Source organism: Pelatocladus sp. BLCC-F211 (assembly GCF_041928655.1).
Classification (GTDB): Bacteria; Cyanobacteriota; Cyanobacteriia; order Cyanobacteriales; family Nostocaceae; genus Pelatocladus.
The window spans coordinates 19,737-36,423 of sequence record NZ_JBHFLM010000219.1 but is presented as its reverse complement, the minus strand read 5'-3'; the positions used below and the strand labels follow the sequence as shown (position 1 = coordinate 36,423).

The window sequence follows — 16,687 nt, the reverse complement described above, 5'->3', positions numbered from 1 at the left end:
CTTGATGATTTCTACCAATTCTTCAGTAGACAATTGGTAAAGTTCTTCATCGCTTTGCTGTCCTGGCATTTCCTTACTCATGTTACAGATGTTCTCGCATGAACATTACCCCTGTCAACTACCTCACACCTGAATCCTTACCTTTATCTTTATTTTCATCACTTTTATATTCTCCATGTAGATGAAATGATGTAGCATCCAAATGTGAATATTTTGTATCTATATTAAAATTTTTAATCACTGATAATCCAATTTCTATAAATAGATTATTCAATCCATATTTATATAATTTGTCCATGACTCTTCCAATTTTATCGTCATTTATATATTCACTTTTTACACCTTCTTCCAATAATATTTCGATTCCTTTATCTTGAAAAAACTGACTAAATAAATATAAAGGTCTTGATACAAATCCTAATCCATTAATTAAAATAGCTTTCACTAATATTCCCGCTGCAACTTTCTCACGAGGGTCTATCCCTAATTTAGAATTAATTATTTCAACTATTCCTATTTCATCAATTAGCCCAGCTACTATTCCTAGATGATCGATATTTTTAATTTCTGCTTTTGATGTTGGAGACATTTTTTCTCTCTAAAATATTTTTGAGTTTTTTTGATTGTCTCACTTTTGGTATCTAAGTAATTTGGCACGATAAACGATAAAACAATGTATATTGAGTTTTCTAAAAAGCTTGAAACTAAGTATTCATAGTCTATGCAATCACTGTATAGTTTGTAACTCCCCGGCTAATTCTTAATACTGACTTACTTAAAGCTTATGAGTATTTTTATTTACTCGCACCAGAGAGTTCTAGTGTAGCATAGAATACTACATATTGAAGTGCGGAATGTGGGTTATAAATAAAACAGAATAAACGTAATATTACAGAGATAGCAAGATTTCCCGTCGGCGGTTACTTTTTTACCCAAGACATGGATATGTTTGCCTATGAAACTCAAAACATGAGAGAAAAGGCGTGAAATATATATCGTTATAAAGCACTTTCCAATGCTTGCACACGCCCAAGACTTAGTTTACACCCTCAAAGAACTGATGCCGACACAGTACCAAAAAGATAACCTAAAAGCGATGCTGGCGTTATTCTTAGAGGCACAAGGACATCCATTACCTGAACATAGCCAGACAAAATCCCCCAGTGCTATTAGCCGATTTTTAAATATCAATTCTTGGTCAACTAGGCAGATGATTCGTGTTATACGCTCCTATGCATTAGAAACAGTTTTAAAAGTGTTAGCGTTATCAGGCAAAGGACGCAAACCATTTTTACAAGTAATAATTGATCTAACAACTCTTGAGAAACGCGGTAAATTCAAAGACTTTAATGATTTAATTAAAGTCTATAACGGTAAGCGTGGACTACATCTGGTAGTGGTTTATTTAGTCATAGGAAGATGCCGTATTCCTTGGAGCTTCCGTGTTTGGAGAGGTAAGGGAACTCCATCACCTGCACAGCTTGGACTGAAACTGGTTAAACGTTTACCTCAATCTTTAACTAAACGCTTCCAGACAATTATTTTAGCTGATACAGCCTTCGGCAGTATAGAATTTCTTGAGGGTATACGCAAGCTTAAATATCATGCTATTACAGGTGTAGCTATTAGTCGTAAGTTAGCTGACGGTAGACTTTTAAGACATTTACACCAACAAGGACAACAGGTTTATTTAGTTGGCTTAAACTTTCCTGTTACTGTTTCTTGGTATTACTTAAAGCGCGATAACGGCAAGCTAGAAAAACGTTTTGTTTTGTCTACCCGCCCAATTAAAGCTTCTACTCTCAAGTGGTGGGGTAAGCGTCGATGGCAGATTGAGGGATGGTTCAAAACCGCAAAGCATCGTTTTGGTTTGCATCGCTTTGGGCAAGCAACTCTGCTGGGTATGTATCGCTGGCTTATTCTTTCTTTGACAGCTTACCTTATTGCTCATTGGACTTATCTGCATATTCAGCCTGAATCACCACCTGATTGGGGACAAGCTGCACAAACTGCCCTTGAGTCTATTTTTTCTCACATAGTTGTGTATCTTCTTTTACTTAATATTCAACGCCTTGCTCACCTTGCACGTAGTTGTGGTTTTGACATTCATCTTTCCAGGTGCAAGATGTGAGAATTTTCGCAATTTTGAAATTAGAGCTTTACTTTCTTGGCACTATAATATTAATTTAGCACGCTAAGTACGCAAGAACCGACATTTTAGAAAAAATAGAGAAAGAAATGCCAAACATTATTTTGGAATTCTTGCCACCATATAGTCCAGATTATAATTTAATTGAATTAGTTTGGCACTCAGCACTCATAATATATAGCTCATAGATTATTTGAATCAGTGGAGTAGCTAGAAGAATTATTAAATCAATTACTAAACCAAGGAGGTCTTATTATTCAATGGGACCGCAAGATTAAAAATAAAGGTAACGCTGTTTATTCAATTTAGCTGCGTAGCAGCTTAGGTGACCTAGCACCGACATCATAATGTTTGAGGCTTATTCTAGAAATGTTTGATGGAACCAAGTTTGAAGTACCTCAATTATATCTTTCCTCCTTCTGCCTTCTGCCCTCTGCCTTGCCCCAACCAAGATCACCAAAAGTTGCTAAGAACCTTTTTTTGATGCAGCAGAAAAGGATATCGCTGATCTCACCCCCAATTAAATGAGCAACTCAACTTTTTGACTGAATATAACTGACGATTTTTTGTAACGTTAAAGGTGCTGAAGCAACTTGATTAGGAATTTGGATGTTGAAAGCTTGTTCTAGAGCCGCAACTATTTCTAATGTATCTAAAGAATCAATATTTAAATCGTATGTATAATTTGCTATACAAACAGCTTGCTCCGGCTCGATTCCTAACTTTTCTGCAACAATTACTTGTACTTTTTCAAAAACTTTCATATTCTTTAACTGGTTAAGCTGAATGCCTATTTTTATTTCTTCCATTAGCTGAACTATCTCCTTCAGTATCATTAAAATTTGTTGATATTGTTGAATATCTTCGTTGTTTAGAGGACTACCAGTACGGGGTTTAAGCCAGTTTTTACAAATTTGAAAACCTTCCATGTGGAAGTTACAGAGTTCAGACAGTAAGCCTTCAAGGTATTGTTTATTATGGCTATAAATTAGGGGTTTCATTTCAACTTTACTCTTGCCTTTTGCCTTGTGTTACTAAATTGCTCTATCAAATTGTCCGCTATGAATAAAATCTTTTTTGATTGTGTTACAACTCCAGGGCTAGCGCGTCTCAAATCCTATTGACAAGCCGACTTGGATGAATGTCGGATTCGTTCTCTGCACAGTCCACAGAATTTTGCTTTGCTCCTTCGCATTGCTCTCAATGCCTTAGAACGAGAATCATCTTTCTGCCGCAGTATTCGCCAAAAGTCTCGGCGAGCCGCTATGAATGATCAGTATATGCTTTCCGTCTTTGCGGCGGCTCTCCCAAACTCAACTCTCTCCTAGAATCCACCTGTCAATAGCGTTTGAGATGCGCTAACCCTGGGGCTGTACTTAGAATCTTCTCAAGGTAATCCACTGTCTCAGATGGTACTATTTTCGCCAAATAGTTGTAGCGTTTTGTTTGACTTGACCAATCCAGATTCCCACGCATCCACGATTTCATGCCAGCTAAATACTTTTGTAAATCCTGAGTATACATAGGAAAGAGTGCCAACACCTGTTGTTCCAGGTTCAAAAACAGTCGAACTTCTGCAGAGATCAGGTCACTCACATAGTTTATCGCTTCTTGCTGCGTGATACGGTGAGTATATTGTACCACTAACACGAGATTATGATGCTCATTAAGATACTTTTCTTTTTCTAAAGAGTAAATATCATTGCACCAGCATATTACATTACTTGTCGCTTCCAAAATCTGCTGAAACATATGGCTGTTGTACACATATAAAGGTAGATCAATATGCTCAACTATTTCAATTAGATCCAAACATATGTAAATGGCTCCTGTATCCCGCCGTTTTTTAATGTATGCAATCTCATTTGGAATGATACCTTGAACGCGGTTTTGTGCTTCCCAGCAGGCAGCGGCAAAACAATTACTAACATGACGAAAAAAGCGCTGACGCCAGATAGCATTGGATTGTAGAAATGTTCGTTGCCATAAATCAGTAAGTGATGCAATGGCAATAGAACTGTGTGCAGAATGAGGCGAAAGAAGAGGGGACGTGTTTATATCATCTAAGACAGAGAGGAGTTCAGCCATAACCTTTTGCACTTGCTCTAGTTGCCTCCCAGTGATACCATCGTCCAACTGGTCATCGATAAGGAATAACCACGCAAACCAATCACTGACCAGGGAAAGATTATGAACGTCTGCACTTGGGTAAGTACAAGCAGCAAACCAGGCAAAGTTTGCTCGCATGAAACGTTGTCGTGCGGTCTTGTTCTGTACCAAATTAAAAGATTGCACCCACTTGGACAAGTGCAGTTGTGCTGCTTCAACATGGGGATTGATCTGTGGTGCAAAAGGGCAGAATGTTGCAGGTATTATTACTGTCTCCATGATGCTCTATTGTGCGTTCGTCACAAGTTGCTTTAGGTATGTCATGCATCCGGTGTTATCTCATCTGTGTTCTAATCTCACACGAACGCCATTCTTTGGATGCAACGAGATCAATGCCAATTTCTCTACTGGAGGATATCCAGAAAGCAGAACTAAGCGATAGTGTTGTGCTATCGTCGAAAGAATCAACTGGATTTCTGTTAGTGCAAAATTATTACCAATACAGGTACGAGGTCCACTACTGAAGGGAATATAGGTGTAACGTGGACGCTTGGCAATTTGTTCAGGAGAGAAACGCTCAGGAGCAAACCGTTCAGGATCGTCCCAAAAATTTGGATGTCGGTGTAACGTATGGTGGTTTAAGAAAATGATAGCATGTGCAGGTATATAATACCCATTGATCTTATCCTCCTCTCGCGCTCGACGCATAGTTTGCCACGCCGGTGAGTAAAGTCGTAGCGTTTCGTCAATAATCATTCGAGTGTAGGGGAGGTGGGGAATATCGTCAATTGTTGGTACGCGACCTGCCAATACGGTGTCGAGTTCAGTATGGAGCCGCTGTTCTACGTCATGATGTTGAGCCAAGAGATACCAGATCCATGAAAGTGTATTGGTTGTCGTTTCATATGCCCCCACCATTATGTTCAAAACTTCATGATGCAGTTGTTCGATGCTCATACCCTCTCCCGTCTCCTCATCAACGGCGTGCATTAGCATAGAAAGCAAATCATCATAATTTTCTTTGCTTTGAAGACGCTGGTGAATGACAAGCGAAACAAACTCATCTAAGCTTCGTATTGCTGCTCTTAGCTGACGATGAGACAGTGTCGGTACACTCAGTGGTGGGAATGGAAAACGAGCAAAAGCACCAAGAATAGTGTTTGCCTCTGTAAATGCCTGCTCAAATATACGTACTTTGTCACCAACATCTACGCTAAAGAGAGATTTGTTCACGATTTGTAACGCGAGATTCCCCATCTCATCTGTTACATTAATAACTCGACCTTGAGCTACTTTTTGTTTCCAGCGTTGTAGCATTTCTAGCGTCTTACTGGTCATGTTCTCCGCAAACTTAGCAATACTTTGGCGATGGAAGGCTGGTTGCATCAGTCGGCGCTGGCGAAGCCAGCTTTCACCTCCAGGATTACCAATAAGACCATTTCTAAGAACTGGTCTGACCACCTTAAAGAGAAAAGCATCTTTGTCGTAGTTCTGGTTGTTGTCTACCAAGACTCGCTTGAAATACTCAGGGTGGTTAATGACAATCATTGGTATTGTAAGTAGGCGAAACTGGACTATATCGCCGTATTGGTGAACGATTCTCGAAAGAAAACCTAAGGGATCGCGCTGAAAAGCGAGGGTACTGCCTAAAGGATTGTATGTGTGAACAGAGGGGATTGTTTTGAGTCCTGAACTACGGTTTGTAAAACTCGTTCTGACATCTGTAGACGACATTATGAAGTCTCCTTTTGTAATCTACAAGGTTAGAGTAGGTTAAAAGTAGCGAAGACACTGTTGGCGAACTGCTGAAAACCTTAAATTGTAGTTGGAGCTATAGTCTGGTTCCGCGCATACCCTACCTCCGCTAGCGATCACCCTACTACCGCGTCCACCTTAAAATCTTGGGTTGAGGCTGCAGGGGAGAAAGAAAACAGATCAATCAATCGATTAATTTGTACCCAACAAATTAGACTAGTCCCCGGTGCGAAACTGCTGAAAAAATTCAGATATAAAACTTCGGACATCGAGCGAGCCTGCAAACCTGTACTACTCAAAAACATACTTCTAGGACCAGCCCTTTCAAGGTGTCTGTTTTTGGATTATTTTCGGGATAGAATTTTAGCTGTAGAAACATGAGGTCTTTTGGAAGGACGAGTGCGTTTTAGTGTCCTTCTTGTCTTTTTTGGTGCGCGAGGATGGGACGCAAAAACAACTAAATTAACGTTAGCTGCCAAATCTTGAAGTACGTTCTTCAGTTCAATGAGATTCATTTTTGCAAAAACCTTCCATTCCTTTGGGGGAATAGCAATCATCATGCCACGATAAGTTCCCTTGATTTCATCAGCTAAATAATAGCTTGACACTTCTTGCTCAATTTTTTGAATGCCATGAATACTTCTCAGAGCAGCTAGGATAACAGAAAGGATGTTGTAGGAAACTAAGGCAACGCAAAAAGCAAACAGAGCAGCTTTAGGATAACCAAGGGTCTTAATTTCACAATTAAATATTTCAGTTAAAATCTGGAATAAAGTTTCAATCTTCCAGCGTTTACGGTAGATTTGAGCCACAACTAAAGCATTGGCAACCTCCGTAGAAAGATTAGTCAGGATAAAGATTTCTGAGTCTCCATCACGGGTAGTTTCATCTAAAATTACTTTGATACGCCGAATATTTGATAGATAGCCCTCATCATCACTGACTTTAACAGTTTGTTCAAATACTGTTCCTCCTTCTACTGAACCAATATGGCGAAATTCTGAGGCATCATACCAAGGAAAACATTGATGCTCTCGGATAATGAAATAGCCTTTTCGAGCTACGATACCACTCAAAAAGTTCAAAGTGCAGAAATTTCGGTCAGCGATCCACACATCATCTTCTTCGATTGTGGTCAAAACTTTATGTAGTAGGGAACGTTCTTGAGCATGAGCATCTTCACAAGGAAAAACATCAATTGCCAGCATTAGAGATGGGTCAAGTACCACCAATGATTGCCCTGGTAAAGGCGCGCTGTTACAGTTGCGAAGAGGTTTTAGACGATGTTCACTTGCCGCTATTGCATTACCATCTAAAATTTTGAGCCGATAACCAGGTAGCCAATCGGGTAAGCTTCCATTTAAATGACGAATAATCGCTTCCATTGAAGCTCCCGTATTCCTCACTAATTCAGCACTGACATTAGGCTCCATTGCATTTAGCTTGTTATAGACTGAAGTAACCGAAACGTTTATTTGCGATGCTTTAGCTTGATATGCAGCATGAATTGAAGGTCTAATCCCACAAGCTACTGTATTCATCATCTCCACTACCGTAGAGAACAGTAATTCTTTTGTGTATTGAGTTTTGGTGCTTTTCTCAAATAGCTCGTCAAGTTTCTCAGGACATAAAATTGTTTCGAGAAGTCAGCGAACCATTACTGAAACCGGACTTTCTTCTACAAAACGCTCAAACACTTGACCTAGAACCATTCTAGCTATTCCCTCTCTTGCAACTATATTTTTTCAACTAACTATAGTTTGAGGGAAATTACAAGACCTTGAAAGGGCTGGTCCTAACTTCTATTCAATTAACTATTAAAATTTGCTCAAAAATTCATCTTTGATTGAGATTCACTCATCATTTTTATGCCAAGAGATTTGAAGAAGATAAAATCGCCATCATCAATTTATTTTTTCTGCTGATCGTCCCCTCAAGTGTTGTAGGCTCAAGCATCCTTGATTACCTTAGTGACTTTCTTAGTTCTAATATACTATATATTTCCTGCTCAAGTTTTGGGTGGGTGCCCTTATATTTGATGTATATCATCGCCGTAAGGGTTTGGAGTTTCGCACCGGGAACTAGACTAGACGTGCTACTACCTTGGATTTGCTCACAGTATCAGCTAAGACAAATTCTTTAAATTGACAATACTTCTTCAAGGCTAGGATAGTCAATGTAGCCAACTTCTCCTCCACCATAAAATGTTGAAGGATCTGGCTTGTTTAATCGAGCATTTTTAGCAAAACGCTCAGGCAAGTCTGGATTAGCAATAAAGAGCCTACCGTAGGATATCAGATCAGCATCCCCCTTAGCTAAGATAGCATCTCCTTTTGCACGATCATAGCCACCTCCTGAAATTAATGTTCCCTTAAATATTTTCCGAAAGCTACTGACTCGTAGACCACTTTCGTTGTCATAAAAGGGAACATCATTTTCAACAATAGGTTCAACAATATGAAGATAAGCCACATCAAGATCGTTGAGAGCACGAGCTATGTAGCTAAATGTAGCCACTGGGTCGGAGTCGTACATATCGTTGTAAGTGCTATTGGGCGACAAACGAATGCCAGTCCGATCTCTATCCCAGATGCTTGTAACAGCTTCGGTTACTTCAAGCAAGAGTCGGACACGGTTCTCAATTGAACCTCCATATTTATCTGTTCGTTGATTAGAGTTATCTTGAATAAATTGATCTAACAAGTAACCAGTTGCGCTATGAATCTCAACTCCATCAAATCCAGCGTCCATAGCGTTTTTAGCTGCCAGCCGAAATTGTTCAACAATTCCTGAAATTTCTTCTATCTCTAGGCTACGGGGTGTTACAAAAGGTTGTAGACCCTCAGAAGTCATAATTTCACCTTTTGGTGCAATCGCAGAAGGAGCAACGGGTAATTCTCCCTCTAATTGCAAAGATGGGTGAGAAATCCTTCCAGCATGCCAGAGTTGTAAAAATATATGTCCTCCACGAGCATGGATAGCATCTGTAACTAGTCGCCAACAAGCAATTTGTTCTTGAGAATGAATACCTGGAGTGTTAGGATAACCAACACCCTGAGGTGATACTTGTGTAGCTTCAGTAACGATCAGGCCTGCCGAAACTCGTTGCTCATAGTAAGTTGCGTTCAATAGCCCAGGAGTATTTCTAATGCCAGCTCGATTCCGGGTTAGTGGAGCCATTACAATTCGATTTAGTAATGTGTAAGGCCCAAGCTGTACTGGGGAGAAAAGATTAATGTTAGGTGTCATTATTATTGATACTGAATACCTTTAACTACACGGTGATGTTTACCTGACCAAAAATAACCAATTAATTCTGTTAATAGCGGGTCACTATAAGGTTTATCAATAACTGTATCGTCTCCACTTAAAGTCCCACCTGTTAAATTAAGATGCGGTCTTACTTCCAAAAATAAATCTTTCGGTTCATAACGTTCTCTCAATAAAAATCTATTGACGCTATCATGAGACATTCCTTCTAAAATCTCTGCCAAGCGCTTACAACCCGGATATTTTGACTCTGCCAGTAAGAACAGAGTATACGTGTCCAAATCACATTTGGTTGTTGATGCCTTAGTAGTTGCTCTGATAGCTCTAACCCTATATCATCAAGACAACATAAGTATTATCGGTCTTGAACGTGTCCCTGTTAATTAGCGATCGCCTGAAAATTTCCTTGTTTTCGCTTACTGTACTTTTTGGCAACCTTGTCAATGCGTAAGTCCTAGGTTTTAACCCTAAAAGTTCATCTAAGGTTATGGATTCACCTTAGAACGAATCGCACTTAAGAAATATTTCGCCAACAGTGTCTATGTTATATCTACGCCGACTGGGAAGACGCGAACCATATTATGATTACCTTGATTCTGGCTTTTCATTAAGGTAGTGGAGTAAAATCCCTTTGCCAGTACAGACGTTTTATGCGTTCACGAGTGAGTCCCAGTGGTTTATCAAAACGGCCTAGCTGTACTCCTGTAAGCTTTGTATCCTTGTCAGCTATTCCTTCCAGCATTTTTTGATCTAATCTTGTTTCAAAGTCCAGTAAAAAGGTTGCTAAAGGATTTAGGAGACGACTAAATACAGATAATTCTTGAGACATAAAGGAAAATAACATTATTTCTGTTTCTTGATCATTTACTGGATTAAAAACTACAGTACCTTGTGCCTCTCGTTTCCGACATTCAGAAGCATTAGAGGAAGTCCAGTAATTTCTTATATTGACGCGTACCGGAGAAAAAAGAATTTCTAGTTCGCCCACAAACAAATCACCACGCTTGTAACCAAGGAGGTACTCTAACAACCTAGGCATCTTCTTCTGTGGTCCCTTATTAATAATTCGCACTGCATCATCAGTAGTTTCAATACGACTTTCAACTAGGGATATTGCTTCTAAGTCATGTCCAAGGAGGATATGAGTTGTGCAACTATGCTCAATTTCACAGAAGTTGTCTACTACTAATTCCAGAGGTGCTCGAATATGGTAATGCAAAGTACATACATGGTGAAGTCCGGGTTTAGCGAGCGTCGGTAATTCAGCAGTGGATCCGTGTTCCTTCACCCAAATTGCACAGCAGCGCTCAGTGACTTCGTAAGATTTGACGCATGGATAGAGTGCTGATGTGCTGGGACTAATTCCTTTGCCGCTTTGATCATAGCTCCAACCATGATAGGGGCAAACTAGACGATTCCCCTTGACTTTACCTTTGCTCAATCGCATTCTACGATGTGGACAACAATCTTCCAAGGCTGCCAATGTTCCATCTTGACCTCGAAAGAGAACTACTTCTCTTCCACAAAAATTCACGCTAACTGGCTTACGCTTCAGATCCTTTGTTCGCAAAATAGGATGCCAGTAATCAAACGCTTTCATTAATGAAACCTCATTGATTTGTGTACTCAATATTACTAGTGCTAATGTTCGCGCGGGTGATGCTTCGTGCCTTATGCTTAACAGTCTTAGTTAGCGATCCCAGTTGAGAAATCTCAGCCTCATTTAAGTCTACGATGTCTTTTTTTACCATAGTGCCATCCTCCAAACTGTGGAAGTAGCTTACCAATAATCGGTATCAGTACAAGATCGCCCTCATCCACCAAAACAACTAAAGTTAAATGGTGAACAAGAAGCTTTTCTAATATCCACCCGTCTTACCCATCAAAGTTCCCTTGCCAGACTACTAGTAGTCCGCCACACAAAGTATGCTAGGTAAAGCGACGTTCGTAGTCAGGACTTTAGTCCTCTTTTATAACTACTTTAAGGGCTAAAGCCCTTACTACAAACTCTGCAAAGTTGGTGTGGTGGAATACTAGTGGTCTGACAACCTAACTTTGATGGGTAAGGAACGAACCGCAAAGACACGAAGAACGCGAAGGAAGAGGAAAAGAAGATGAGTCTAAAAAATGGTTTACCTAGCAAAGATGTCTTGCCAGACCACTAGTGGTTCGTCGCATTAATTTTGAGGGGTTAAATAAAAAACCGCAGAGGTGCAGAGAACGCAGAGGAAGAAAGGATAAGCTTAAAAATGGTTTACCTATCAAAATTAATGTGGTTGAGTACTAAATTAGCTCAAGGTTTTTTCAAATCTTTCTAGCTACAGCACGATAGCCGTTGCCGCCATAAATACGCTCAATTTGTATATCCTCAAATCCTCCTTTTGTTAGATGTTCGGTAATTTCTTCGGGTGTGTATCTATGGAAAAGATCTTCATCGAGTCCTTTTTCAAGATCGCGAAATCCAATGGCAGTCATTGGATAGACTACCCACTGGCGGAAAGCACTGTGCAACCAGTTGATGTCACTGCGTTTTGATTCCACTTGGCAAGCATCGGCGAAAATTTCTCGAACAGACCAAGTTTCGCTGGGTACAGCAAACACAAATTTTGCTCCAGGCTTTAGCAAATTGCCAACCTGTTTAACCGCTGCTTGTCTTTCAGGTTGGGTCTGGAGCATATAGATGGAAAAGTGAGAGACTGCACCATCAAAAACTCCTAACTCAAGCTCTTTTAGCTGACGCATATCACCCTGCTTAACAGTAATCTGGTCTGCAAACCCAAGTTGCTCGGTTCTATACCGTGCTGACTCAGCTCCACCTTTACTCAGTTCTACCCCAACTAAACGCCCACCCTCAGCTAACCACGAGCGAGCATGATAGAACAGGCGGCCATTACCACACCCGACATCAAGTACTCGGTTCGTTGGCTTTGGCGCTAATGCTTCAAAAGCACCTTTGATTGAGAGATCGTAATTGATTGGGATGACGGGATCAAAAAGACCAAACCGATAGAAAAAAGACCAAGCAGACTTTTTAGTTAATAAAACTGAGGTTGTCATGGAAAATTCCTTTTTACTAAATTAAAAACATTTGCACTTCAATACACACTTCACTTCATGGAGAAACTAAGTGTGTCGTTCTCAATTGGAGATGGAGGATTGAGAAACCCGCTGCGGATAAAATAGGAAAAATAAGTTTCAAGTAACTCTCCATTTACGGGGGGACAGGAAATATGAGAATTTGCTAAAACTCTCATAGTATTTTGACAATCAAGTTTGGGTCTTTTCATTTGTTCAGATACTTCCTGATGAGATGTATTTCCAGTTCCGAAGAAAAGAGAGGCTAGTGGATACAAAGCATTATTTTCAGATTGATGAATATTTTTGACTAGTTCTTGTTGCCACTGATTATATGACTTCTTTTCAAGAGGATAACCAAAAGATTTCATCCAATCAACAATGTCATTCCATTTGGTAGGATAAGGATTGACTAAATGAAATGTTTTTCCTAGCGAATCTTTCTGTCTTGAAAGATAAACAATAGAACTACTTACATAATCTACAGGGCTTATATCTACTAAGGTATCTACATCTGGGACGCTACCTAGTTGGATACACCCTTTCATCATTCTCCAAATAAAATCATCTGTGTTACCGACGCCCTTTTGGCTATGACCTGCTATATTTCCTGGTCTATATATAGAAGTAGGAATTCCTCTACAATTTGCTTCCATGATAAATTTTTCGGCAACCCACTTGCTTTGGGCATAACCTCTAAATAGACCTTGAACGCGGTTGAGGTCATACTCTTCTCCAATCACTTGAAATTCAGCAAAAGTGACTGATTCAAATACAGCAATTGTAGAGGTGAAATGTACAGGTTTTATCTTAACTAGAGCAGCCAATCTCAGAACTTCTTGAGTTCCCAAAACATTGCTTGATTTGAGTAAGCTGTATGGAGAAGTAAAATTAACAGTTGCACCATTATGGTAAATGGCATCAATTTGGTTTGCCATCTTTTGATATTCCTGCGATGAAAGCCCTAGAAATGATTTTGATAAATCACCAATGACTGGAATGATTCTAGGGCTAAAATCGTGTCGCCAAAGCTCATAAGATTCTAGATTTCTCTGAATTCTCTGCTTACCTTCTTTAATATTACTTGAGCGGACTAAACAGTAAACATTTGCTTCAGTCTGTTGCAGAATCTCATACAGTAGGAATGCTCCTAAAAAACCTGTCGCTCCAGTCAAAAGAAAATTATCTAGCTTAGTTGTTACTGGCTCAACAAAAATTCCCTGAGGTTTAATGGTAGCATCTAAAACAGCTTCTTTTTCAAGATCGATAGGAGAAATTACTGATTCAGCAGTTGTGTCTTGACTCTGAATAGTTTGAACTACTTCAGCTAATTTAGCCACAGTCGGTGCTTCAAATAAGCATCGCTGGGGCAGTTCAATTTCAAAAACACTCAGCAGTTGAGAGGTTAGCTGAGTAGCTATCAAAGAATTACCTCCTAAATCGAAGAAATTATCATGAATACCTATTTGCTCAATCCCCAGTAATTTTTGCCAGATTTGGGCTATTGTTTGCTCAATTTCGTTGGTTGGTGCAATATAATTATTTGGTAAGCAGGGTCTTGAATGTAGTAAAGTTTGAGGTATCTCTGTTGAATGAAAATGTTCTGTTTTTTGTTGTGTTTCAAGCTGAGTGTGTTGAGTAATAGCCAGTGGTGGGTCAACCCAATATCGCTGACGCTCAAATGGATAAGTTGGTAATGGAAGGCGGCGATGTTGTTCGTGAGCATAAAATGCAGACCAATTGATTTTGATTGCTCGCAGCCAAAGTTGACCTAATGTACCTAGCAAAAATGCTATGTCTGATTGCGTATTATTGGGATGACGCATCGAACACAGTACATCTGACGCTGCCGATTTCTCTAAAGTTAACTTAGCTAGTGCATTTAATGTCGATCCTGGACCAACCTCTAACAAGATGCTATTCTGTGCTTCGGTCAGCTCTCGTATCCCTTTCATAAACTGTACTGTTTGCCGTAGATGCTTGCTCCAATAATTAGGATCTGTTGCCTCTGTAGTAGTAATCCAGGTACCAGTCACATTAGAAATATAGGGGATTTTAGGAGGATGCAATTTTACTTTACTGACCAACTGAGTAAATGTTCCTAAAATCATGTCCATGCTACTAGAATGAAAAGCATGGGAAACGTAGAGGTGACGGCAAGTAACGCCTTCGTTAATTAGCTGGCTCTCTAGCCTATCAATATCATCTTTAAGTCCTGAAACTACACAAAGATTTGGAGCATTACTTGCAGCTAAAGAAAGTTTACTTCCTAGTAGCGGTAGTACTTCCTCTTCTGAAAGTGCCACAGTAAGCATAGCTCCGCTCGGTAACTGCTGCATTAACTGACCACGGGCAGCTACTAAAGCTAAAGCATCTTCTAAGCTAAAAACATCAGCCAAACATGCTGCTACATATTCGCCCAGACTATGACCAATCATTGCCTTGGGTTGTATGCCCCACTCCATCCATAATTTGGCTAGAGCAAATTCGATGACGAAAAGTGCGGGTTGTGCTATGGAAGTTTGACAAAGTTGATGCGTTGCTGTTTTGCTCTCCTTTGCACTTGGATATAGCAAACAGCGTAGATCTAAACCTAAATGAGGCTTGAGTAGTTCTGCACAGATATCGACTTGTTGACGAAAAGTTGATTCATGCTCATACAGTTCCAGTGCCATATTCACATACTGTGAACCTTGGCCTGGAAACATAAATATGATGGGGTATTGCTTGCGCTCTTGGTAGAGTGTCGAAACTCGTTCTGGATTCAGTGACTCTAAAGCATTTACCGCATCATTGAGACTTTGGCAAACTAGCATACGTCTATAATTGAAAGCTCGCCGACCTACTTGATAGGTGTAGGCTACATCCGCAAGATTAAGTTCGGGATGCTGTTTTAAATGTGTAACCAAATTCTTCGTTGCAGTATCGAGTGCAGAGCTAGTTTTAGCAGAAAGGAGTAAAAGTTTCCAGGGCCTTGATTTTGAGGAGGATTCAGGAATGACTGGAGCTTCTTCGAGTATGAGGTGTGCATTTGTACCGCCAATTCCGAAAGAACTAACCCCAGCCCGTCGAGCACCTTTGCTGACTTTCCAGTCTTTCAATGTGATGTTGACATAAAAGGGACTATTGGCAAAATCAATCCGAGGGTTAGGTTGCTGGAAGTGTAGATTGGGTGGAATTAATTTATGGTTCAGCATTAAAATGGTCTTGATTAGGCTGGTGATGCCAGCTGTAGCCTCCAAGTGACCAACATTAGTTTTGACTGAACCAATAGCACAAAATTGTTTTGCTTCGGTACTAGCGCGAAAAACCTGAGTCAGAGTTGATAATTCAATCGGATCTCCTAGGGGAGTTCCTGTCCCGTGTGCTTCGATATAGGAGATTGTTTCTGGATCGACCTCTGCAACAGCAAGGGCTTCTGCAACTACTTTTGCTTGACCTTCGACACTAGGGGCTGTATAGCCGATTTTTAAAGAGCCGTCGTTATTGACTGCTGACCCTTTGATAATAGCATAAATCGAATCATTATTGGCGATCGCATCAGCTAGCCGCTTTAACACAACAATCCCCACACCATTGCCAAAAATAGTTCCTTGTGCATCAGCATCAAATGCTTTGCAATGTCCATCAGGAGAGAGAATCGAACCTTTTTCATAAAAGTAGCCGGCTTTAGAGGGTGAGGTTATTCTTACACCACCAGCCAAAGCCATATCACACTCATGATTTAGCAAGCTTTGAGAAGCCAAATGAACAGCTACTAGTGATGATGAGCAAGCTGTCTGAACACTCACACTAGGCCCTTTTAAATTTAATTTGTAGGAGACACGGGTAACCAAGTAGTCTTTATCGTTACCAATAATAGTTTGGAGTTTTCCTACAGATTTTATCAGGTCATGATTAGGATAGAGATTGAACAGCAGGTAGCTGCTCATACTGGTACCTGCATAGATACCAATAGAACCCTCGTAAGATTCAGAATCATAGCCTGCATTTTCAAGAGCTTCCCAAGCACAATCTAAAAAGAGACGATGCTGGGGATCTGTAATTTCTGCTTCTCTAGGACTAAAACCAAAAAATGAGGCGTCAAACAAATCAGTATCTGCAACTATAGATGCTGCTTTAACATACCTAGGGTCAGCTAAATCGCTGGGATCTACGCCAGCCGACTCAAGTTCTTGTTCGGAGAAAAAAGAAATTGATTCAACACCATCCCGTAAATTTTGCCAAAATTCATCAATGTTTTTAGCACCAGGAAAACGACCAGATATGCCAATAATAGCTATCTCGTTAGAATAATCAAATAGTTCAGATGTAGTTTCATTCATGCAA

At 40.0% G+C, this 16,687-nt stretch carries 8 protein-coding genes and 5 pseudogenes; 3 read left to right on the top strand and 10 right to left on the bottom strand.

Annotated features, from left to right (window positions below; genetic code table 11):
• Positions 1 to 124 precede the first annotated feature (124 nt).
• Positions 125 to 589: pseudogene (locus tag ACE1AT_RS26240) on the bottom strand (DUF4277 domain-containing protein); the annotation flags it as partial.
• Positions 590 to 1,015: 426 nt separating this feature from the next.
• On the opposite strand from ACE1AT_RS26240, the pseudogene ACE1AT_RS26235 reads away from it, so the two are divergent.
• Positions 1,016 to 2,074, top strand: a pseudogene (locus ACE1AT_RS26235) (transposase); the annotation flags it as partial.
• 146 nt (positions 2,075 to 2,220) lie between these two features.
• Positions 2,221 to 2,458, top strand: a pseudogene (locus tag ACE1AT_RS26230) (transposase); the annotation flags it as partial.
• A gap of 224 nt (positions 2,459 to 2,682) precedes the next feature.
• Here ACE1AT_RS26230 and acpP read toward each other — a convergent pair.
• On the bottom strand, positions 2,683 to 3,150 hold the full coding sequence (acpP, locus tag ACE1AT_RS26225; protein ID WP_374873752.1) for an acyl carrier protein: 468 nt from the start codon (positions 3,148 to 3,150) through the stop codon (positions 2,683 to 2,685).
• A 135-nt stretch (positions 3,151 to 3,285) separates the two neighbouring features.
• On the opposite strand from acpP, the pseudogene ACE1AT_RS26220 reads away from it, so the two are divergent.
• Positions 3,286 to 3,477 (top strand): annotated as a pseudogene (locus tag ACE1AT_RS26220) (ISAs1 family transposase); the annotation flags it as partial.
• A 10-nt stretch (positions 3,478 to 3,487) separates the two neighbouring features.
• On the opposite strand, the gene ACE1AT_RS26215 reads toward ACE1AT_RS26220, so the two are convergent.
• The 8 genes and pseudogenes from ACE1AT_RS26215 to ACE1AT_RS26180 form a co-directional block, all read right to left on the bottom strand.
• Positions 3,488 to 4,537 carry a hypothetical protein gene (locus ACE1AT_RS26215; protein WP_374873750.1) on the bottom strand — a complete coding sequence of 350 codons (1,050 nt, stop codon included), beginning with the start codon at positions 4,535 to 4,537 and terminating at the stop codon, positions 3,488 to 3,490.
• Positions 4,538 to 4,597: 60 nt separating this feature from the next.
• Complete coding sequence (locus ACE1AT_RS26210) at positions 4,598 to 5,992, bottom strand: cytochrome P450 (RefSeq protein WP_374873748.1); 1,395 nt, start codon at positions 5,990 to 5,992, stop codon at positions 4,598 to 4,600.
• A gap of 365 nt (positions 5,993 to 6,357) precedes the next feature.
• On the bottom strand, positions 6,358 to 7,557 hold the full coding sequence (locus ACE1AT_RS26205) for a transposase (RefSeq protein ID WP_374873746.1): 1,200 nt from the start codon (positions 7,555 to 7,557) through the stop codon (positions 6,358 to 6,360).
• Positions 7,558 to 8,152: 595 nt separating this feature from the next.
• The gene (locus ACE1AT_RS26200) at positions 8,153 to 9,262 is read right to left on the bottom strand and encodes an alkene reductase (protein WP_374873744.1); all 1,110 of its coding nucleotides are present in this window, start codon (positions 9,260 to 9,262) and stop codon (positions 8,153 to 8,155) included.
• 14 nt (positions 9,263 to 9,276) lie between these two features.
• Positions 9,277 to 9,549, bottom strand: a pseudogene (locus tag ACE1AT_RS26195) (IS701 family transposase); the annotation flags it as partial.
• 341 nt (positions 9,550 to 9,890) lie between these two features.
• Entirely contained in the window at positions 9,891 to 10,883 is a 993-nt protein-coding gene (locus ACE1AT_RS26190) for a Rieske 2Fe-2S domain-containing protein (RefSeq protein ID WP_374873742.1), read from the bottom strand.
• A 704-nt stretch (positions 10,884 to 11,587) separates the two neighbouring features.
• Positions 11,588 to 12,340, bottom strand: a complete 753-nt coding sequence (locus tag ACE1AT_RS26185; RefSeq protein WP_374873740.1) for a class I SAM-dependent methyltransferase — start codon at positions 12,338 to 12,340, stop codon at positions 11,588 to 11,590.
• A gap of 50 nt (positions 12,341 to 12,390) precedes the next feature.
• A complete protein-coding gene (locus tag ACE1AT_RS26180; protein ID WP_374873738.1) occupies positions 12,391 to 16,683 on the bottom strand; it encodes a thioester reductase domain-containing protein in 4,293 nt (1,430 codons plus the stop codon).
• Positions 16,684 to 16,687 lie beyond the last annotated feature (4 nt).

Bases quoted from the DNA above. Each gene is read 5' to 3' on its own strand.
- ACE1AT_RS26205 (WP_374873746.1), bottom strand. From the start codon at position 7,557: ATGATGAATACAGTAGCTTGTGGGATTAGACCTTCAATTCATGCTGCA.
- acpP (WP_374873752.1), bottom strand. From the start codon at position 3,150: ATGAAACCCCTAATTTATAGCCATAATAAACAATACCTTGAAGGCTTA.
- ACE1AT_RS26200 (WP_374873744.1), bottom strand. From the start codon at position 9,262: ATGACACCTAACATTAATCTTTTCTCCCCAGTACAGCTTGGGCCTTAC.
- ACE1AT_RS26185 (WP_374873740.1), bottom strand. From the start codon at position 12,340: ATGACAACCTCAGTTTTATTAACTAAAAAGTCTGCTTGGTCTTTTTTC.
- ACE1AT_RS26180 (WP_374873738.1), bottom strand. From the start codon at position 16,683: ATGAATGAAACTACATCTGAACTATTTGATTATTCTAACGAGATAGCT.
- ACE1AT_RS26215 (WP_374873750.1), bottom strand. From the start codon at position 4,537: ATGGAGACAGTAATAATACCTGCAACATTCTGCCCTTTTGCACCACAG.
- ACE1AT_RS26190 (WP_374873742.1), bottom strand. From the start codon at position 10,883: ATGAAAGCGTTTGATTACTGGCATCCTATTTTGCGAACAAAGGATCTG.
- ACE1AT_RS26210 (WP_374873748.1), bottom strand. From the start codon at position 5,992: ATGTCGTCTACAGATGTCAGAACGAGTTTTACAAACCGTAGTTCAGGA.